The 17,846-nt window shown below is 67.0% G+C and carries 17 protein-coding genes and 1 pseudogene; 14 read left to right on the top strand and 4 right to left on the bottom strand.

Translation table 11 applies throughout. The annotated features are described in order from the left end of the window. Positions 1-41 precede the first annotated feature (41 nt). The 4 genes from AB4Y36_RS33655 to AB4Y36_RS33640 are packed head-to-tail and all read left to right on the top strand — an operon-like array spanning position 42 to position 4,631. A complete protein-coding gene (locus AB4Y36_RS33655; RefSeq protein ID WP_368685302.1) occupies positions 42-887 on the top strand; it encodes an ATP-binding cassette domain-containing protein in 846 nt (281 codons plus the stop codon). A gap of 11 nt (positions 888-898) precedes the next feature. Beyond that, positions 899-2,194 carry a sugar ABC transporter permease gene (locus AB4Y36_RS33650; protein ID WP_368685301.1) on the top strand — a complete coding sequence of 432 codons (1,296 nt, stop codon included), beginning with the start codon at positions 899-901 and terminating at the stop codon, positions 2,192-2,194. A 34-nt stretch (positions 2,195-2,228) separates the two neighbouring features. Next, the gene (locus AB4Y36_RS33645) at positions 2,229-2,957 is read left to right on the top strand and encodes an SDR family oxidoreductase (protein WP_368685300.1); all 729 of its coding nucleotides are present in this window, start codon (positions 2,229-2,231) and stop codon (positions 2,955-2,957) included. 45 nt (positions 2,958-3,002) lie between these two features. Continuing rightward, complete coding sequence (locus tag AB4Y36_RS33640) at positions 3,003-4,631, top strand: FGGY-family carbohydrate kinase (RefSeq protein ID WP_368685299.1); 1,629 nt, start codon at positions 3,003-3,005, stop codon at positions 4,629-4,631. Positions 4,632-4,654: 23 nt separating this feature from the next. Here the strand turns inward: AB4Y36_RS33640 and AB4Y36_RS33635 are convergent, their stop codons facing one another. Further along, positions 4,655-5,923 carry a multidrug effflux MFS transporter gene (locus tag AB4Y36_RS33635; protein ID WP_368685298.1) on the bottom strand — a complete coding sequence of 423 codons (1,269 nt, stop codon included), beginning with the start codon at positions 5,921-5,923 and terminating at the stop codon, positions 4,655-4,657. 215 nt (positions 5,924-6,138) lie between these two features. On the opposite strand from AB4Y36_RS33635, the gene AB4Y36_RS33630 reads away from it, so the two are divergent. Beyond that, entirely contained in the window at positions 6,139-6,402 is a 264-nt protein-coding gene (locus tag AB4Y36_RS33630; protein ID WP_342947578.1) for a DUF6723 family protein, read from the top strand. A gap of 36 nt (positions 6,403-6,438) precedes the next feature. Here AB4Y36_RS33630 and AB4Y36_RS33625 read toward each other — a convergent pair whose 3' ends face one another. Next, positions 6,439-7,554 (bottom strand): Kelch repeat-containing protein, encoded by a 1,116-nt coding sequence (locus AB4Y36_RS33625; RefSeq protein WP_368685297.1) that lies wholly within the window; start codon positions 7,552-7,554, stop codon positions 6,439-6,441. A 316-nt stretch (positions 7,555-7,870) separates the two neighbouring features. Between AB4Y36_RS33625 and AB4Y36_RS33620 the strand changes: the two are divergent. Together AB4Y36_RS33620 and AB4Y36_RS33615 are read left to right on the top strand one after the other, a co-directional pair. After that, positions 7,871-9,004, top strand: a pseudogene (locus tag AB4Y36_RS33620) (cysteine desulfurase family protein); the annotation flags it as partial. Positions 9,005-9,074: 70 nt separating this feature from the next. Beyond that, on the top strand, positions 9,075-9,881 hold the full coding sequence (locus AB4Y36_RS33615) for a sulfite exporter TauE/SafE family protein (RefSeq protein WP_368685296.1): 807 nt from the start codon (positions 9,075-9,077) through the stop codon (positions 9,879-9,881). Between the two features lie 21 nt (positions 9,882-9,902). Here AB4Y36_RS33615 and gcvA read toward each other — a convergent pair whose 3' ends face one another. Beyond that, positions 9,903-10,811 (bottom strand): transcriptional regulator GcvA, encoded by a 909-nt coding sequence (gene gcvA / locus AB4Y36_RS33610; protein WP_069263753.1) that lies wholly within the window; start codon positions 10,809-10,811, stop codon positions 9,903-9,905. 178 nt (positions 10,812-10,989) lie between these two features. On the opposite strand from gcvA, the gene AB4Y36_RS33605 reads away from it, so the two are divergent. From AB4Y36_RS33605 to AB4Y36_RS33575, 7 genes are all read left to right on the top strand, one after another. Then, on the top strand, positions 10,990-11,793 hold the full coding sequence (locus tag AB4Y36_RS33605; RefSeq protein ID WP_368618595.1) for a hypothetical protein: 804 nt from the start codon (positions 10,990-10,992) through the stop codon (positions 11,791-11,793). A gap of 162 nt (positions 11,794-11,955) precedes the next feature. Further along, positions 11,956-12,225, top strand: coding sequence for a MoaD/ThiS family protein (locus tag AB4Y36_RS33600; RefSeq protein WP_069263757.1), 270 nt, complete (start codon positions 11,956-11,958; stop codon positions 12,223-12,225). Between the two features lie 58 nt (positions 12,226-12,283). Next, complete coding sequence (locus AB4Y36_RS33595; RefSeq protein WP_368685295.1) at positions 12,284-13,402, top strand: exo-alpha-sialidase; 1,119 nt, start codon at positions 12,284-12,286, stop codon at positions 13,400-13,402. A 397-nt stretch (positions 13,403-13,799) separates the two neighbouring features. Further along, complete coding sequence (locus AB4Y36_RS33590) at positions 13,800-14,120, top strand: DUF4148 domain-containing protein (RefSeq protein ID WP_069263760.1); 321 nt, start codon at positions 13,800-13,802, stop codon at positions 14,118-14,120. Positions 14,121-14,243: 123 nt separating this feature from the next. After that, on the top strand, positions 14,244-14,645 hold the full coding sequence (locus AB4Y36_RS33585) for a PPC domain-containing DNA-binding protein (protein ID WP_342947570.1): 402 nt from the start codon (positions 14,244-14,246) through the stop codon (positions 14,643-14,645). A gap of 163 nt (positions 14,646-14,808) precedes the next feature. Continuing rightward, positions 14,809-15,252 (top strand): hypothetical protein, encoded by a 444-nt coding sequence (locus tag AB4Y36_RS33580; protein WP_368618593.1) that lies wholly within the window; start codon positions 14,809-14,811, stop codon positions 15,250-15,252. 89 nt (positions 15,253-15,341) lie between these two features. Next, complete coding sequence (locus tag AB4Y36_RS33575) at positions 15,342-17,456, top strand: phosphocholine-specific phospholipase C (RefSeq protein ID WP_368685294.1); 2,115 nt, start codon at positions 15,342-15,344, stop codon at positions 17,454-17,456. 80 nt (positions 17,457-17,536) lie between these two features. Here the strand turns inward: AB4Y36_RS33575 and AB4Y36_RS33570 are convergent, their stop codons facing one another. Further along, positions 17,537-17,830: a hypothetical protein gene (locus tag AB4Y36_RS33570; protein WP_035512844.1), complete on the bottom strand. Its 294-nt coding sequence runs from the start codon at positions 17,828-17,830 to the stop codon at positions 17,537-17,539. Positions 17,831-17,846: the final 16 nt, after the last annotated feature.

Raw genomic sequence — 17,846 nt, 5'->3', positions numbered from 1 at the left:
CGCGCGCCGGGCCCTGAGAGCAACGAAGAGGTACCCATTTCATGACTGACGAACCAACGAACCGCGCCACGGACCGTGCCACGGACCGAGCCACGACAAGCGACGGCGCGCCCGGCGAGCTGGTGCTGAGCCTGCGCGGCATCTCGAAGCACTTCGGCGCGGTTTCGGCCCTCACGGATATCGAACTCGATGTGCATGCGGGCGAGGTGGTCGCCCTCGTCGGCGACAACGGCGCGGGCAAATCGACGCTCGTGAAGATTCTTGCGGGCGTGCACCAGCCGAGCGCCGGGACCATCACGTTTCGCGGCCAGCCGGTGAACCTGTCCGATCCGGGCACGGCGCTCGACCTGGGGATCGCGACGGTGTTCCAGGACCTCGCGCTTTGCGAAAACCTCGACGTCGTGGCGAACATCTTCCTCGGCCGCGAATTGAGCCCTTACCGGCTCGACGAGGTCACGATGGAAGTGAAGGCCTGGACGCTCCTCAACGAGCTTTCGGCGCGTATTCCCAGCGTGCGCGACGTGGTCGCCTCGCTCTCGGGCGGCCAGCGCCAGACCGTGGCGATCGCGCGCTCACTGCTGCTCGACCCGAAGCTCATCATGCTCGACGAACCGACCGCCGCGCTCGGCGTGGCCCAGACCGCCGAGGTGCTGAACCTGATCGAGCGCGTGCGCGACCGCGGGCACGCCGTCATCATGATCAGCCACAACATGGAAGACGTGCGCGCCGTCGCCGACCGCATCGTCGTGCTGCGCCTTGGCCGTAACAACGGGATTTTCTATCCCGACTCCTCCAACGCCGAACTCGTGGCGGCGATCACCGGCGCGACGGAAAACGCGGTGTCGCGCCGCGCGGGCCGCCGCCAGGCGCAACAGGATGTCCAGTGAAAGGAACGATCGTGAGCAAGACTATCCATGGCGCTGCGCAGCCTGAAAACCCGGATGCCTCAAAGCCCGATGCGAAACCATCCACGCTGCTCGACCGCAGCGACGTGCGCGTGAAGCATGCGAGCGGAATCGGCGAGAGCGTGTCGGCATTCGTCGACCGCGTGCGCTCGGGCGACCTGGGTTCGCTCCCGGTCATCGCGGGGCTCGTCATCATCTGGACGGTATTCACGAGCCTGAACCCCGTGTTTCTCTCCGCCGACAACCTCGTGAACATGCTGTTCGACTGCTCGACGGTCGGCGTCATTTCGCTTGGCATTGTCTGCGTGCTGCTGCTCGGGCAGATCGATCTCTCCGTGGGCTCCATGAGCGGCTTCGCCTCGGCGCTCGTCGGCACGCTGTGGGTCAACGACGGCTGGCCCGTGCTGCTCGCCATCGTCGCGGCCATTGCGGTGGGCGCGTTGATCGGCGCACTGTATGCGCTGCTGCTCAACTGGATAGGCATGCCAAGTTTCGTCTCGACGCTCGCGGGCCTGCTCGCCATCCTCGGCATGCAGCTCTACGTGCTCGGCTCCACGGGCTCTATCAATTTGCCCTACGGCTCGGCGATGGTGAACTTCGGACAACTGATGGTGATTCCGCCGATCGTCTCGCACGTGATCGCGCTGCTGCCCGGTATCGTGCTCCTGCTGCTCGGCATGCGTACGCGCACGCGCCGCCATGCGGCAAGGCTTTCGGCGCCTTCGGTCGCAGGCCTGCTCGGGCGCGCGGCGGCGCTGACCGTGTTCCTCGAAATCGTCGTGGCCTATCTCAACCGCGGGCGTGGCGTGCCGCTGATGTTCGGCCTCTTTCTGGGTCTCGCCGTCGTCATGCAGTACGCGCTCACGCGCACGCGCTGGGGCCGCTCGATGCACGCCGTGGGCGGCAATCACGAAGCCGCGCGGCGCGCGGGTATCAAGGTCGGCGCGATCTATACGAGCGCCTTCGTGCTGTGCGCGAGCCTGGCCGCAATCGGCGGCGTGCTGACCGCGGCGCGACTCGCTTCGGCGAGCCAGCAGGCCGGCACCGGAGACGTCAACCTCAACGCGATCGCGGCGGCCGTGATCGGCGGCACGAGCCTTTTCGGCGGGCGCGGCAGCGCATGGTCGGCCGTGCTCGGCATCATCGTGATCCAGTCGATTGCGAGCGGCCTGACGCTGCTGAACCTGTCGTCGTCGCTGCGCTTCATGATCACCGGCGCCGTGCTGGCCATTGCCGTGATCGTCGATTCGCTCGCCCGCCAGTCGCGTGTTTCGCATGGCCGCGCCTGAGGCGTCGGCACCTGATTCAAGGAGAAAGTCACCCATGTCTGAATCGATCAAGGGTAAGGTCGCCGCCATTACCGGCGCGGCGTCCGGCATCGGCTTCGCGTGCGCGCGTGCGTTCGTGGACGAAGGCGCGAAAGTCGTGCTGATCGACCGCGCAGAGGACCGGCTCGCGAAATGTTGCGCGGAGCTGGGGCCCAACGCGCTGCCCCTCGCCATGGACCTGCTCAACGCGGCGGACTATGCGACGATGCTGCCCAGGATCCTCGATCTCGCGGGCGAGCTCGACATCTTCCACGCCAACGCGGGCGCGTATATCGGCGGCGAAGTGGCGAACGGCAACCCCGACGAATGGGATCGCATGCTCAACCTGAACGTCAACGCCGCGTTCCGCTCGGTGCATGCGGTGCTGCCGCACATGATCGCGCAGAAGTCGGGCGACATCGTTTTCACGAGTTCGGTGGCGGGCGTCGTGCCGGTGGTGTGGGAGCCCATTTACACGGCCTCGAAGTTCGCGGTGCAGGCGTTTGTGCACACCGTGCGCCGCCAGGTCGCGAAGCACGGCGTGCGCGTGGGCGCGGTGCTGCCGGGCCCTGTGGTCACGGCCTTGCTCGACGACTGGCCCCAGGCGAAGATGGATGAAGCGCTGGCCCAGGGCAGTCTCATGCAGCCGAAGGAAGTGGCCGATTCCGTGGTATTCATGCTCACGCGGCCGCGCAACGTCACCATTCGCGACCTCGTGATCCTGCCGAACAGTGTCGATCTTTAGGGCCTGTTATCAGCGTGAACAGGCCCTAACCACAATCAACGAGCCATGACCTCAATTAACCAGGCCGGCGGCGAACGCCATACCGTCGGTGTCGATGTGGGCACGGGCAGCGCCCGCGCCGGCATTTTCGATTCCGCCGGTCGCATGCTTGCGTCGGCGAAACACGACATCAGCGTGTTTCATGAGAGCGGCGCCATCGTCGAGCAATCGAGCACGCAGATCTGGAACGCCGTGTGCCAGGCCGTGAAGGAAGCGCTCGCGCAGGCCGCGATCTCGCCGGAGCAGATCGCCGGCATCGGCTTCGACGCCACCTGTTCGCTCGTCGTGCTGGGCGAGGGCGGCACGCCGTTGCCCGTTGGCCCCTCCGAAGTGGCCGAGCGCGACATCATCGTGTGGATGGACCATCGCGCCGTGGAGCAGGCCGAGCGCATCAACGCCACGGGCCACGACGTGCTGCGCTTCGTGGGCGGCAAGATCTCTCCGGAGATGGAAACGCCCAAGCTGCTGTGGCTGCTGGAAAACCGGCCCGAGGTGTTCGCCGCGGCCTGGCAGTTCTTCGACCTGACCGACTTCCTCACATGGCGCGCCACGGGCGATCTTTCGCGCTCCACCTGCACCGTGACCTGCAAGTGGACCTATCTCGCGCACGAGCAGCGCTGGGACGAGAGCTACTTCCGCAACGTGGGTCTGGGCGTGCTTGCCGATGAAGGCTTTGCGCGCATCGGCCGCATGATCGTCGAGCCGGGTACGCCGCTTGGCAGCGGGCTCACGCCCGAGGCCGCCGCGCAGCTCGGCCTGCGCGCGGGCACCGCCGTCGCGGCGGGTGTGATCGACGCGCACGCGGGCGGCATCGGCACGGTCGGCGCGCAGGGGCAGCCCGAGGCGTGCCTCGCGTATGTGTTCGGCACCTCGTCGTGCACGATGACGACCACGCGCGACCCCGTGTTCGTACCGGGCGTGTGGGGGCCGTACTACGCGGCGATGGTGCCCGGTGCCTGGCTCAACGAAGGCGGGCAGTCGGTGGCGGGCGCGGCAATTGAGCGCTTGCTCGCGATGCATCCGCTCGCTGCAGAAGCCGCGAGCCGCGCGGCGAGCGAAGGCCAGTCGCTGCCGACGATGCTTGCCGGACTGGCGGTCCAGGCTGCGCAGAGCGAATCGGGCGCGGTGCGCCTCGCGCACGATCAGGGCCTGCATGTCGTGCCCGAATTCCTCGGCAACCGCGCGCCATTTGCCGATCCGCACGCGCGGGCCGTCATCGCGGGACTCGGCATGGAGACGGACATGGAGAGCCTCGTCGCGCTCTATGTCGCGGGCATCGGCAGCATCGGCTATGGGCTGCGGCAGATCGTCGAGGTGCAGGCCCAGGCGGGCGCGCCGATCGAGCAGGTCGTGATCAGCGGCGGTGCGGGCAGGCTCGACCTCGTGCGCCAGCTGCTGGCGGACGCAACGGGCAAGCCCGTGCTGGCCACCCACGCCGAGGAGCCGGTCCTGCTGGGCGCGGCCATGCTGGGCGCCGTGGCTGGCAGCCTATACGATAACGTGCGCGACGCGATGGCCGCGATGTCCCGGATCAGCAAGGTCTACGCACCGGCCACGGGCCAGATCGCGGCGCTGCACGAAGCGCGTTACCGCGCCTTCACGCAGTTGCAGGACGTGGCGCGCGCGATCCGATAACGGCTTGACCGGGAGCTAGCGGCTCACGCCGCCTCGCCGCTGCGCTGCGCGAGCGCGGCGGCAGCAGCCTGACTTTGCGCGAGGTGGCGCAGCAGCTTCGTCACCATCACGACGACGGTGAGCGCGAGCAGTACGAAGAACACCGCTAGCGGCGTGAGCACGTGCACGGAGACGAAACCGGCCAGCCCCATCATCGCCGAGGAAACGAGCAGCAGCGCGCAGCCGAGAATCGCGCTCGTCAAACCCGCGATATGCGGAAACAGCGAATTGCCCTTGGCCATCAGCGTGGGATACATCGCACCCGCGCACAGACCCATCACGAGTACCGGAACGGCGAGTGTCCACACGCGCAGGCCCACCGTGAGCGCGAGCACGAGCATGGCGAGGGCCGCGCCCGCCATCACGCGCGCGCCCACGCGCAGACGTTGTTCCGGGGTAGGCAGGCGCGGGCCGTGGAGCCGGTTCGAGAGGCCGCCCAGGAAATACATCAGGCCGATGCCGAGCGCGAGATAGCCGAAGTAGGTGGGCGGCCTGTGCAGCGTGTTCTGCACCATGAACGGCCCGACGACGTTGAAGACGAGCAGGATGCTGTAGCACAGCCCCTGGGCGAGAAAGCAGCTCTGGAACACGGGGCTCGCGAGCACCTTGCCCGCGTTCGCGATGAGCGTGCGCGGCTCCAGCCGCACCGGTTGCCGCAAGGTCTCGCGAAAGCGCCAAAGCAGCGCCCACATCACCAGCGAATAGACGAGCAGGAACACGAGGCAGGCCTTCCAGCCGAACAGCTCCTGCAGATGCGCGCCGATCACCGGCGCGATGATCGGCGCGAGCCCCCACGTAATCGACATGTAGGTGAACGCGTGCATGAGCGCGGTGCCAACGAACGAATCCGTGATGATGGCCTTCGCGAGCAGGTTGGTCGCGGCGATGCCGAAGCCCTGCAGGCAGCGCGCCAGCACGAAGGTTTCCAGATTCGGCGCGGCGAGCGAGAGCAGACAGCCGAGCGTATAGATCACGAGGCCGAAAGCCAGCACGCGCTTGCGCCCGAGCGCGTCGGAAATCGGTCCGAAGATGAGTTGGCCGAACGCGTAGGCGGCGAGATAAACGGACACGCTCGACTGGATCGCCTGTGGCGACGTCGCGAAGTAGCGCGCCATGGCCGGCAGTGCGGGCACGTAGATGTCGATGGCGAGCTGTCCGGCCGAGGCGAACAGGCAGATCAGGAACAGCAGGAAGCGCGGCGAGTTCGCCTGGCGTGCGGCGGTGGCGGGACGTTCGGGCAGATCGTGAGTCATGACAGCGTGAAAAGGGCGGGTTCCGGTGCGGCGGCGCTGGGGGGCGTTGGGGCAGCTGTTCGGAAAGCACGTTCGGATCACGAACACGGCGTCCGGCGCGGCGGCGCAGGCGCGTATTGTGCCCGTTATCGCCGACTTCCGTGCGACGCCCCTCTCAGGCGCGGCGCTTGCTGAGCTTCCGCTTATCTCGCCCAGGATAGTCCCGGAGTGCCGAAATGCCAGAGAAAAGGCCGAAAGAGGCCGTGCGACGTCCGACCACCGCGGAAGACTATGAAGTCTTCTGCGGCGAGCAGATCGACGGCGCGGGCCGCTACTACGGATTGCTGCGGATTCGCCGCAAGACCGATGGGCGGCTCATCTATCCGTTCGACGGCTGTCCGCGTCCGGGGCCGTGCGCGACGGGTCCGCTGGCAAGGCAACAGGCACTCACGCTCGCGGATGAGCTGATTCGCGCGGACATTGCCACGCCCGAAGGGTGAGCAGACCCTGCGCGCCGAAGGGGGAGCCTGCCCAGCTCAAAGGGAAAACACTTCGTGCACCGAAGTCTGAATCACGCCGCCATTCATCGGGCCGCCGCCCGCCACATGAATTGCATCGCCCACGACTGCCGCGCCCATGCCATGACGCGGCGTGAGCATGGGCGCATAGGCCTGCCATGAATCGGTCGCCGGATCGTAGCCCTCGTTCTGCCCGAAGACGCGCCGCGTGCCTTCCCCGCCCATGCAGAAGAAGCGTCCCCGCCACGCCGCGCCGCCGTGACCGGAGCGCGGCGTGGGCATGGGCGCGCGTTCTTCCCAGGCGTCGCGCTTCGCGTCGTAGGCCACGTGCATGCCGGTGTTGAAGTCGAACGTATCCATGCGGCCGCCGGCCACGAGTATCCAGCCCCCAAGCGAGACGGCCGCCGTGTGGTCGCGCGGACCGGGAATGGGCGCGAGCGTTTTCCAGCTGTCGCTCTGCGGGTCGTATGCCTCGTGCCAGTCCACCGAGCGCGTGTCGCGGCCGCCGATCGCGTGCAGCATGCCCTCGTGCGCCACGACGGAAATCGCGCCGCGCGAGCCGCGCGAAAGCGGGTGAATCGCGTGCCAGCGGTCGTCGGCCACGACATAGGCGTAGCAGTCGGGCACGGCAATGCGGTTCTGCTCGACGAACCCACCCATCGCATAGACCACGCCGTCGAGTGCCGCCACGCCGATATGATTCGCGCCGCGCGGAACGGGCGCGGCGTTGCGCCAGGCGCCGCGCGCCGCATCGAATACATGGTGATAGGGCCGCGCGACCTGGCCCGCGCCGTAGCCGCCGATCACATGCATGCGCTCGCCCTCGCTCGTCGCCCACGCCATTTCGCTGCGCGGCAGCGGCAAGGGCGCGGCCGTGGTCCACACGCCTTGCGGCGTGGCGCGCGGAGCGCTCGAATAGAAGAAGCGCTGCATGAACGCTTCGGGTGGCAGCTGCGTGGCGTTGGGGTCGCGCAGGCTCGCGTAGAGGCCGCCACGCTGGGCCTTTTGCATCGCTTGCGGGTCTTCTTCGGGCATGGGCTGCATGTCCGCAGCCATCGCTTCGCGCTGCGTGCACCAGGCGGTGCTGCTCGCGGCGAGGCTCAGTTCGAGGAAGCGGCGACGGGAAAGCGGCATGGCGAACCTCGCGGAGGTGGAGGGGACGGCATCGGACGCGCTTTTCCCGGGGCGTTTTTCTCGCTCGCACAGCGCGCAGTGGATACGGTACACGGGAACGTTGTCGCCCACTTTGTGTTACTACGCGCCGATCCAGGGCGCGATCGGTTTCGCGCCGCCAGGCTGCCTGGTCGACCGTCTTGAGAATTTAATTTCAAGTTACGTCGGCGGAAGAGAATCGAATACTCCGTCATCTGGAGAATCCACTTAATTTTGGAACCATTTTTTAGTGCCCGGGGCGTAGCATTTTCGACATTCCGTTGTGCGAGAAACGAAGATGAGCGAGAAGGGCGATTTGCGTTACTTTGACTATGCCGCGACCACCCCGGCGGACCCGCGGGTGATCGAGGCGATGTTCGGCTGTCTGGGCATGGAAGGCGATTTCGGCAACCCGGCCTCCAGCTCGCACGGCGCGGGCCAGCGGGCGCGCAGGCTCGTCGAGCAGGCGCGCAAGGACGTGGCGGCGCTCATCGGCGCCGATGCCGAGGAGATCGTCTGGACGTCCGGCGCGACCGAGTCGAACAATCTCGCGCTCAAGGGCTATGCGGACCGCGCGACGCAAAAGCGCCATCTCATCACGAGCCAGCTCGAGCACAAGGCCATTCTCGATACGATGACGAGCCTCGAAGCGCGCGGCATGACCGTCACGCGGCTCGCACCGGACGCGCAGGGCGAAATCACGGCAGCGGCCGTGGCCGCCGCGCTCACGCCCGACACCGGTCTCGTCTCGCTCATGCTGGTCAACAACGAACTGGGCACGCTCACCGATGTCGCGTCGATTGCGAGCGTGGTGCATGCCGCCGGCGCGCTGCTGCACGTCGACGCGGCGCAGGCGCTCGGCAAGACGCCCATCGACGTGAAAGCGATGGGCATCGACCTCCTTTCGATGTCGGCGCACAAGGTGTACGGGCCGAAGGGCATCGGTGCGATCTACGTGAACCGCGAGGCGTTCGAGCGCATTGCGCCGCAAATGCATGGCGGCGGTCACGAGCGTGGGCTGCGTTCGGGCACGCTGGCCACGCATCAGATCGTCGGCATGGGCGTGGCGTGCGTGATTGCGCGCGAGGCGCTGCAAGCGGACAGCGAGCGCATTGCGCGGCTGGGCGAGCGCCTGCTGGCCGAGGTGCTCGCGTTGCCGGGCGTCACGCTCAACGCCGCGCGCGCGCAGCGCATTCCCCATACGCTGAGCCTCACGATCGATCTGCCGGGCTTCTTCCCGTTCCTGCTGACCGGGGACCTCGCGATCTCGTCGACTTCGGCCTGCAACTCGGCGGCGGGCACGCCTTCGCACGTGCTCACTGCCATCGGGGTTGGCGAAGAGGCGGCAAACCGCACGGTGCGCCTGAGCCTCGGGCGCTTCACGAAGCCGGAAGACGTCGATTTCGCGGTGGACTGCATTCGTCGCGTTGTGGCGCCGTGTCTGCCGGCGGCTGTGCCCGCCTGATTTCGTCGGTCAAGGTCACGATGAACATCGAAACCCGATGATCGTTTCACTCGTACTGGGCGCCATGATCGGCGCGATGCTGGGACTCACGGGCGCGGGCGGCGGCATTCTCGCCGTGCCCGCCATCGTGGTGGGAATGGGCTGGCCCATGCAACAGGCCACACCGGTCGCCTTGATCGCGGTGGCGAGCAGCGCGGGGATCGGCGCGCTCGAAGCCTTCCGCAAGCGTCTCGTGCGCTATCGCGCGGCGTTCTGCATGGCGCTCGCGGGCGTGCCGACCACGTGGCTCGGCGTGCGCCTCGCTCAAGCCATGCCGCAACGCCTGCTCCTCGCGCTCTTTGCCGGCGTGATGCTGTTCGTGGCGGTGCGGCTGCTACGTCAGACCATCGGGAAAAAGCGCGCGCTGCCCGAAGCGTCGCCGCTTTGCGTGGGCCGCGTCAATCCCGACACCGGCCGCCTCGTGTGGTCGAAAGCGACGGCGCTCGCGCTGGCCTCGACCGGCGCGTTGACGGGACTGATGACCGGCCTGCTCGGCGTGGGCGGCGGCTTCATCATCGTGCCCATGCTGCGCAAGCTCACGAACATCTCTATGCACGGCATCGTCGCGACGTCGTTGATGGTCATCGCGCTCGTGGGCTCCGGCGGCGTGGTGGCGACGGTGCTGCACGGCGTGCCGCTGCGGCTCGACCTCACGCTGTGGTTCAGCGTCGCGACCGTCGTCGGCATGATGCTGGGGCGCCACGTTTCGCACCGCGTTTCCTCGCGGCATACGCAGATGGGCTTCGCTGTCATTCTGGTGTGCGTGGCGTGCGGCATGCTCGCCAAGGTGGCGCTCGGTTACTGAGACCTTGCGCTTGATTCGCGCTTAACCGGCCGGGGCGAGAAAGACGCGGATTTCGTCGGCGAGCCAGTCGCGCACGGCACGCACCTTGGGGTCGTCGCGGCTGCCAATCCGATAGACGAGATCATGGCCGCGCTCGGACTCGAGACGCAGTTCCGGGAACGGCGCAACGAGCCGGCCGGCCGCGATGTCGTCCGCCACGATCACGCTGCGCCCAAGCGCGACGCCTTCCCCTCGAATCGCCGCCTCGATCGCGAGGCTCCCATGGCTGTATGCCGTGCCGCGATCGCTGCGCACGCCGCTCAATCCCGCCAGCGCCAGCCATTGCTCCCAGTTCGCAAGCATGCCGCCCTCATGCAGCAAGGTGCAGCGCGCGAGGCTCTCGACCGATGCCATGCCGCCCATCTTCGCCCGATAGTCAGCACTGCAAACCGGCGTCACGGTTTCGTCGAGAATGCGCTCGGCCAGCACGCGCGGATAGCGTCCGCTGCCGTAGCGAATCGCCACATCGACATCCGAGTCGTTGAGATCGACGTATTTGTCGGTCACGTCGAGGTGGACGTCGAGTTCCGGATGGCGAGCCTTGAGGCGATGCAGGCGCGGCGCGAGCCAGCGGTTCGCAAAGGACACGCTGGCGTTGATCTTCAGGCGCGTGACGCTGTCGTGCGTGCGCAGGCGCTCGGACTCCTTGGTCAATTCAGCGAGCGCGCGGTTCACGGCCAGCAGGAACTCGGCGCCCGCTTCGGTCAGGACGATGCGACGCGTGAGGCGCTGGAACAGCGCCACGCCCAAATGGCTTTCGAGCGTCTTGATGTGCCGGCTCACGGCGCCATGCGTGACGTGCAGTTCCTGCGCCGCCAGCGTCATGCTGAGGAGCCGCCCGGTGGCTTCGAAGGCGCGCAGGGTTTGCAGCGGGGGAAGGCGGTCGAACATGGAGCCGGGGGTGTACGTGACGTGTGAGTTTTGCTCACGCATTATATGACGACAAATGGTTTGTCAGCCACATCGACCGGCTTCAATATGGGCATAAAGCCGCGGGACGTAACGTAACCAGTGCGACGCCCGCCGCGCATTCCTGACAGTTGGCATTCTCCGCATTGCGTCGCCCATCATGGATCTTCTGCTTTTCAAGCTCGTCTTTACGCCGTTGTTGCTGTTGGCCGCCAGTCTCGCCGCTCGCCGCTGGGGCGAAGCGGTCGGCGGGCTGCTCGTGGGACTGCCGCTTACTTCGGGGCCGGTCTCGGTTTTTCTCGCGCTGGAGCACGGACCGGCGTTCGCCGCGCAAGCGACTGCGGGTTCGCTTGTCGCAACGGCTGCGCAGGCGGCGTTTTGCGTCGTCTATTGCCGCCTCGCGGCGCGTGGGTGGAAGGTGGCGCTGGCAGGCGCAGGCGCCACGTTCGCCCTGGTGGCCCTCGTGCTGCAATGGGGCGCGCTGCCTACGCATGGTCTTTATCTCTTCGCCATTCTGGCCATTGCTCTTGCGCTCAACCTGATTCCGAACAAGCCGGCAAGAACGGTGCGCCTCTCGCCGCCGTGGTGGGATTTGCCGTCGCGCATGGCGCTCATCGCCGGCCTTGTGGTGAGCGTGACGCTGATCGCACCTTACGTCGGACCCGAGGCGAGCGGCGTGCTCGCATCGTTCCCGTTCATGGCGATCATCCTCGCCGTGTTCGCGCACCGCCTGATCGGCCACGAAGCGGCGCAGCAACTGATGCGCGGCATGACCACGGGACTGCTGGGATTTGCGTCGTTCTTCTTCGTGCTGAGCCTCACGCTCACGCACTGGAATCTACTGGCTGCCTACGGAACAGCGATAATCTGCGTGCTCACGATTCAGGCGATTTCCCTGTACCGCATGCGTCTGCCGACACCTTGCCTGCACGGCAAGGCCAAGGCCGAAGGCAGCACGCCTTAACCGCTGGCTTTGCGTCTGGCGGGTCTGGGCTGACGGCGCCGCGCTTGCTGCGGTGCATCGCAGGACTTCGGCTTCGGGGCGCGCCAACGCCTCGACGCCCACGGCGAATGGCCTAAACTACAGATCCGGCGGACGCGGCCGTTTCCGCATCGCCGGCCCGCCATGGCGCACCTCTTCTTCGCAGCTTCGATTCAGCGGCACGTCGCGACGCCCGAGCGCGAGATCGACGCGCGCACGCTTCGCGAAGCGTTCGATGCCGTGTTTGCCGAGCAGCCGCGTTTGCGCGGCTATATCCTCGACGATCAGGGCGCATTGCGTAAGCATCTGGCGGTATTCGTGGACGGCGTTCGCCTGCGCGATCGGGAACATTTGAGCGACGCGCTCGGCGATGAGAGCCGGGTGTACGTCGTGCAGGCGCTGTCCGGCGGATGAGTCACCACTTTGCGTGGGATCGGAGCGCTGACTCTGGATCGACAGGAGGGTACGCGAGATGAGCGATCGACTGCTGGTCGCAACCCGCAAGGGGCTGTTCGTTCTGCAAGGCGATGGAGAGGGCGGCTGGACAATCGGCGAACCTGAATTCGTCGGCGAGCCGGTGAGCATGGTGATGCCCGATACGCGCGACGGCTCGCTCTATGCCGCGCTCAACCTGGGCCACTTCGGCGTGAAGCTGCATCGCCGGCGCGCGGGCATGGCGCACTGGGAAGAATGCGCGGTGCCCGTCTATCCGCCACAGCTTGCCGAGGAGATTCAGGCCAGCGAACCGGATGCATTGGGCCGCCTGCCTGCGCCGTGGTCGCTCCAGCAGATCTGGTCGCTCGAACCGGGCGGCGCGGACGAGCCGGGCGTGCTGTGGGCGGGCACGATACCTGGCGGCCTGTTTCGCTCCGGCGACGGCGGCGACAGCTGGGAACTCAACCGCCCGCTGTGGGACCGCCCGGAGCGCCGCGAATGGGCGGGCGGCGGCTACGACGCGCCGGGCATTCACTCGGTGATGGTCGATCCGCGCGACAGCCGGCACGTGACAGTGGGCGTGTCGTGCGGCGGCGTGTGGCAGACCGGCGACGGCGGCGCGAGCTGGCGCCTCACCGCCGAGGGTATGGAGGCCGACTACATGCCGCCCGAGCGGCGCGGCGAACCCAATGCGCAAGACCCGCACCGCGTGGTGCAATGCGCGGCGAATCCGGATGTGCTGTGGACCCAGCATCACTGCGCGATCTTCCGCTCGACCGATGGCGCGGCCCACTGGCGCCGCATCGAAGCGCAGCCGTCGAGCTTCGGTTTCGCGGTCGTGGTGCATCCGCGCGAGCCGGACACCGCGTGGTTCGTGCCGGCCCAAAAAGACCAGTACCGCGTTCCTGTGGACGGCCGGTTCGTCGTCACGCGTACGCGCGACGGCGGGCGTACATTCGAGCGCTTCTCGAACGGCTTGCCGGCCGCACCGGCATACGACCTCGTGTACCGCCACGGTCTCGACATCGACGGTACCGGCACGCGCCTCGCCATGGGCTCGACCACGGGCGCGCTCTGGACCTCGGACGATGGCGGCGAAAACTGGCGGCTCGTTTCGGCGCACTTGCCGCCGGTGTATTGCGTGCGCTTCGGGTGATGGCGGCCTTCCAGCCCGCCGCGCGGCTATGGTCGCGGCATGTGCGCGCTCGCGGAGCCGGCGCGCAGCACGTACGCGCATCTCGCGCAGCGGGAGGCGGCGTGCGGATCGCGCTCAGCTCGGTCAAGATGCAGATCTTCGCCGCAATCTGTCTCGCGCGGCGGGTATCGAGCGAAATGCGGGAGTAGCGAGGGGTTTTGTATCGTTGTGTATCCGCCGTGGCAATGGACAAAGAGGCTTGCAAAAGCAGGGGTTCGTGGAAACAAGCGGGATACGTGCGGGAGTTCAAATACACCCATGCCAGTCAGCGACGTCGCACAAGAGACATCGAAAAAGACTGGACGCGCGAGCCACGCCATCGTGGTCCGAACCAACTCATTGCTTACAGGTGGATACCATGAAACTCATCAAGTCGCTGATCGTTGCCGCTGTTGTCGCCGTTCCCGTCGTCTCTTTCGCCCAGTCGGCCGAGCCGCTCACCCGTGCCCAGGTCCGCGCCGAACTGGTGCAGCTCCAACAGGCCGGCTACAACCCGGCGGCCGACTACAACGACTATCCGCAGCACATCGAGGCCGCCGAAGCGAAGGTGAGTGCGCAGAACGGCGCGGTGGCGTCCGCGTTCGGCGGCGTGGCGAATGGGTCGTCGGCAGCGGGCGCGGTTACGGCTTCGGCGTCGCACGACATTCCCGGCCTGGGTTCGATCTACGCGCACCAATGATCGGTGCGTGAAGGTGCGAGTGCAAGAGCGGCCCGCTTCGAGCGGGCCGTTGTTCATGTCGCGACTTGCCTCGTGCTTCGTCCCGGCCTAACCTGTGCCGGATACGACGACCCCGAGGCCAGCATGCAAATCCATCCCGTACGGCTGTCTCCCGGCGACGATCTGCGCGCCACCGTCGAAAGCTTGCTGGGCCAGCAAGCCTCGCATGCGGCGTTCGTCATTCAGGGCATCGGCAGCCTGAGCGTCGCGCAGTTGCGCTTCGCCGGCGCCGAAACGCCGACCGCATTGCGCGGCGACCTCGAAATCCTCACGCTCGCGGGCTCGGTGTCGCCCGATGGCGCCCATTTGCACATGTCCGTGTCCGACGCGCAAGGCCGCGTGATGGGCGGCCACGTCGCGCGCGGCTGCACCGTGCGCACCACGGCGGAGCTGCTGCTGGTGCTGCTGCCTGGCCATCGTTTCTCACGCGAGCTCGATTCCGCGACCGGATACGCGGAACTGCAGATCCGCAACGCGCCAGGCTGATCCGCCTGCGCCGCCATTCGCGCGACCCCACGCACCGTCACAAAATTTAAAAGCGGCATCGCTATGCTTCGGCGTTGCCTCGCCGCTGTCCGTGCTGCGCGCGAGGCCCCGCTCGGGCCGCTCCTCGAGCCGTTGTTGTGCCTCTATCTGGACGGAGACTTCGATGACGGTCGAATCCGCGCCGGCGCGCTTGCCATGGCAACGCGCGTCGCGCAGACGTTTGTGCCTGCCCGCTGCATTCAAAACGATGCGTGCGCCCGCCATGCTGTTTGCATGCGCAGCCGCGCTGTGTACGCTGGGCGCGTGCAGCGCACGTGATAGCGACGCGCGCGTCGCGCTCACCACGAACGCGGCACGCGAACTCGCGCAAGCGCAGCCAGGTACCAATCCACAGCGCCCGGCGCTCGCCAACGCATTCACGCTGGCGTCGGATGCGGGCGCATCGAATCTCCCAGATAGTGCGAACGGCATGGTGAACGCCGGCGTCGCCTTGCCCGCGAACGCCGTGCGCTCGCCGGCGAAGCCACCCGCCGGCGGGAGCGCGCAAGACACACAAGCCGCGCAGATCGAACCGCTTGTCACACCCGTTATCCACACCGCTGACTGACGTACCCGGCCGCGCGGCCTGGCCGCCTGCCGCCCGTCAAGGCGGCGTGCCGTGCGTGCCTTTCTCAACCTGAAGATGGAAACCACAAGATGACCTCGAGAAGCCGCCGTGACTTTCTCCGCACCGCCGCGATGAGCGCCGGTTCGGCCACCGCCCTGACGATGCTGCCGCAGGGCATCCGCAATGCGCTCGCGATTCCCGCGAACAATCGCACGGGGAGCATCCGCGATGTCGAACACATCGTGATCCTCATGCAGGAGAACCGCTCGTTCGATCATTACTTCGGCACGCTGCGCGGCGTGCGCGGCTTCGGCGACACACGCGCGATCACGCTGCCCACCGGCAAGCCGGTGTGGAACCAGCCGCTCGCGGCCGGCGCGGGCGAAGTGCTGCCGTTTCATCCCACGGCGTCCAACCTGGGCCTGCAGTTCATCCAGGACCTGCCGCACGACTGGACCACGACGCACGCTGCCTGGAACGGCGGCCGCTACGACCAGTGGGTGCCCGCCAAGGGCACGACCACGATGGCCTACCTCACGCGCGACGACATTCCGTTCCACTACCAGCTCGCCGACGCGTTCACGATTTGCGACGCGTACCACTGCTCGACGATGACCGCGACCGACCCGAACCGCTACTACATGTGGACGGGCTGGGTGGGCAACGACGGCAGCGGCGGCGGCCCGGTGATCGACAACGCGGAAGCGGGCTATGGCTGGTCCACGTATCCCGAAGTCCTGCAGAGCGCGGGTATTACGTGGAAGATCTATCAGGACGCGGGCGAAGGCCTGGATGCCAAGGGCTCGTGGGGCTGGACGGGCGACAACCCGTACATCGGCAATTACGGCGACAACTCGCTCCTGTATTTCCATCAATACCAGAACGCGCAGCCCGGCAATCCGCTGTATGACCGCGCACGCACGGGCACGAACGTGCTGGCGGGCGGCGGCTATTTCGACTTGCTCAAGCAGGACGTGGCGAACAATGCGCTGCCGCAGGTCTCGTGGATCGTCGCGCCCGAGGCGTATTCGGAGCATCCGAACTGGCCCGCCAACTATGGCGCGTGGTACGTCGACCAGGTGCTGCAGATCCTCACGTCGAACCCGGACCTGTGGAGCAAGACCGTGCTGCTCGTGAACTACGACGAGAACGACGGCTTCTTCGATCACCTGGCGCCCCCGTTCCCGCCGGCTTCGAGCGCGAACGGCCTTTCGACCGTCGATACGACGAACGAAATTTTCCCGGGCAACAGCAAGTACGCGGCGGGCCCGTACGGCCTCGGACCGCGCGTGCCGATGCTCGTGGTCTCGCCGTGGTCGCGCGGCGGTTGGGTGTGCTCGGAGACGTTCGACCATACTTCCGTGATCCGCTTCATCGAGAAGCGCTTCGGTCTGCATCACGACCTGCGCGAGCCGAACATCACGCCATGGCGCCGCGCCGTGTGCGGCGACCTCACGTCGGCATTCAACTTCGCCACGCCTAACGCGGCGATTCCCGCGCTGCCTTCCACGACGGGCTATGCGCCGCCCGACAAGCTGCGTCACCCCGACTACGTGCCGGTGCCGCCGGTCGTGGGCAGCGTGCCGAAGCAGGAAGCGGGCGTGCGCAACGCGCGGGCGCTGCCGTACGAGCTGTTCGTGCGCTTCGATTCGAACGCCAGCTCGGGCGACGTTTCCACGCGCTTCGTCAATTCGGGCCGCGCCGGTGCGGTGTTCCTCGTCTACACGGCGGGCAGCACCGATGCGCCGCGCACCTATACGGTCGAAGCCGGCAAGCATCTGCAGGACAAGCTCGCGATTGGCGCGAGCGGCGCATACGACTTCAGCGTGCATGGACCGAACGGGTTTCTGCGCCGTTTCGCGGGCACGCAGGTCAAGTCGGACTGGTTCGGCGGCAACGAAACGGCGCGCCCCGAGGTGGCCGAGGGCTACGACGTGGCGAACGGCAACCTGCAACTGCGCCTCGAGAACAAGGGCGGCGCGCGCTGCCAGTTCACGATCGTCAACGCGTACGACCCGGGCACGAAGATCCAGCGCACGGTGCCCGGCGGCGACACCGAGCAGCTTTATCTCGACCTGCGCAACGCGTACGGCTGGTACGACCTGACGATCACGGTCGATAGCGATGCGACGTTCGTGCGCCGCATTGCGGGGCATGTCGAAACGGGCCACGCGAGCTATAGCGATCCCGCGCTCGGCGCCTGATACCGCTGAGGAGTGAGATGAGCCGCGGCTTTTGCGAGCCGTGGCTTTTTTTGTTTACCGCGTAGTGGATCACGGCGCCTCTAGCGCCAGCGTGGTGGCGGCGGTCCCCAGCCGGGATGCCGGACGTGTCGCGGACCCATGAAATGCGGAGGGCGGTGCCACGGAGAAAAGCCGTGCCGCGAATACACAACGGGAGGCGGCCACATCGGCGCGGCGGGATGCATGAAGAATACGGGCGGCGGCGGCGCGTAGAACGCCCCAGGAATCCCGATGCCCACGCCGACATTGACGTTCACGCGCGCCTGTGCGGTTTGCATCGCGCACAGCGTCGTCGCGATACAGAGGAATGCAAACTTCAACACACGGAGTTTCATCGCCGATCCTCCGTCG

This window comes from Paraburkholderia sp. BR10936, from assembly GCF_040965735.1.
GTDB lineage: Bacteria > Pseudomonadota > Gammaproteobacteria > Burkholderiales > Burkholderiaceae > Paraburkholderia > Paraburkholderia nodosa_A.
The sequence above is the reverse complement of the archived record's forward strand: the minus strand, read 5'-3'. Positions and strand labels throughout refer to the sequence as shown.

Excerpts from the sequence above, each read along its gene's own strand:
- AB4Y36_RS33655 (WP_368685302.1), top strand. The coding sequence starts at position 42 with ATGACTGACGAACCAACGAACCGCGCCACGGACCGTGCCACGGACCGA.
- AB4Y36_RS33645 (WP_368685300.1), top strand. The coding sequence starts at position 2,229 with ATGTCTGAATCGATCAAGGGTAAGGTCGCCGCCATTACCGGCGCGGCG.
- AB4Y36_RS33640 (WP_368685299.1), top strand. The coding sequence starts at position 3,003 with ATGACCTCAATTAACCAGGCCGGCGGCGAACGCCATACCGTCGGTGTC.
- AB4Y36_RS33635 (WP_368685298.1), bottom strand. The coding sequence starts at position 5,923 with ATGACTCACGATCTGCCCGAACGTCCCGCCACCGCCGCACGCCAGGCG.
- AB4Y36_RS33630 (WP_342947578.1), top strand. The coding sequence starts at position 6,139 with ATGCCAGAGAAAAGGCCGAAAGAGGCCGTGCGACGTCCGACCACCGCG.
- AB4Y36_RS33625 (WP_368685297.1), bottom strand. The coding sequence starts at position 7,554 with ATGCCGCTTTCCCGTCGCCGCTTCCTCGAACTGAGCCTCGCCGCGAGC.
- AB4Y36_RS33615 (WP_368685296.1), top strand. The coding sequence starts at position 9,075 with ATGATCGTTTCACTCGTACTGGGCGCCATGATCGGCGCGATGCTGGGA.
- gcvA (WP_069263753.1), bottom strand. The coding sequence starts at position 10,811 with ATGTTCGACCGCCTTCCCCCGCTGCAAACCCTGCGCGCCTTCGAAGCC.
- AB4Y36_RS33605 (WP_368618595.1), top strand. The coding sequence starts at position 10,990 with ATGGATCTTCTGCTTTTCAAGCTCGTCTTTACGCCGTTGTTGCTGTTG.
- AB4Y36_RS33600 (WP_069263757.1), top strand. The coding sequence starts at position 11,956 with ATGGCGCACCTCTTCTTCGCAGCTTCGATTCAGCGGCACGTCGCGACG.
- AB4Y36_RS33595 (WP_368685295.1), top strand. The coding sequence starts at position 12,284 with ATGAGCGATCGACTGCTGGTCGCAACCCGCAAGGGGCTGTTCGTTCTG.
- AB4Y36_RS33590 (WP_069263760.1), top strand. The coding sequence starts at position 13,800 with ATGAAACTCATCAAGTCGCTGATCGTTGCCGCTGTTGTCGCCGTTCCC.
- AB4Y36_RS33585 (WP_342947570.1), top strand. The coding sequence starts at position 14,244 with ATGCAAATCCATCCCGTACGGCTGTCTCCCGGCGACGATCTGCGCGCC.
- AB4Y36_RS33580 (WP_368618593.1), top strand. The coding sequence starts at position 14,809 with ATGACGGTCGAATCCGCGCCGGCGCGCTTGCCATGGCAACGCGCGTCG.
- AB4Y36_RS33575 (WP_368685294.1), top strand. The coding sequence starts at position 15,342 with ATGACCTCGAGAAGCCGCCGTGACTTTCTCCGCACCGCCGCGATGAGC.
- AB4Y36_RS33570 (WP_035512844.1), bottom strand. The coding sequence starts at position 17,830 with ATGAAACTCCGTGTGTTGAAGTTTGCATTCCTCTGTATCGCGACGACG.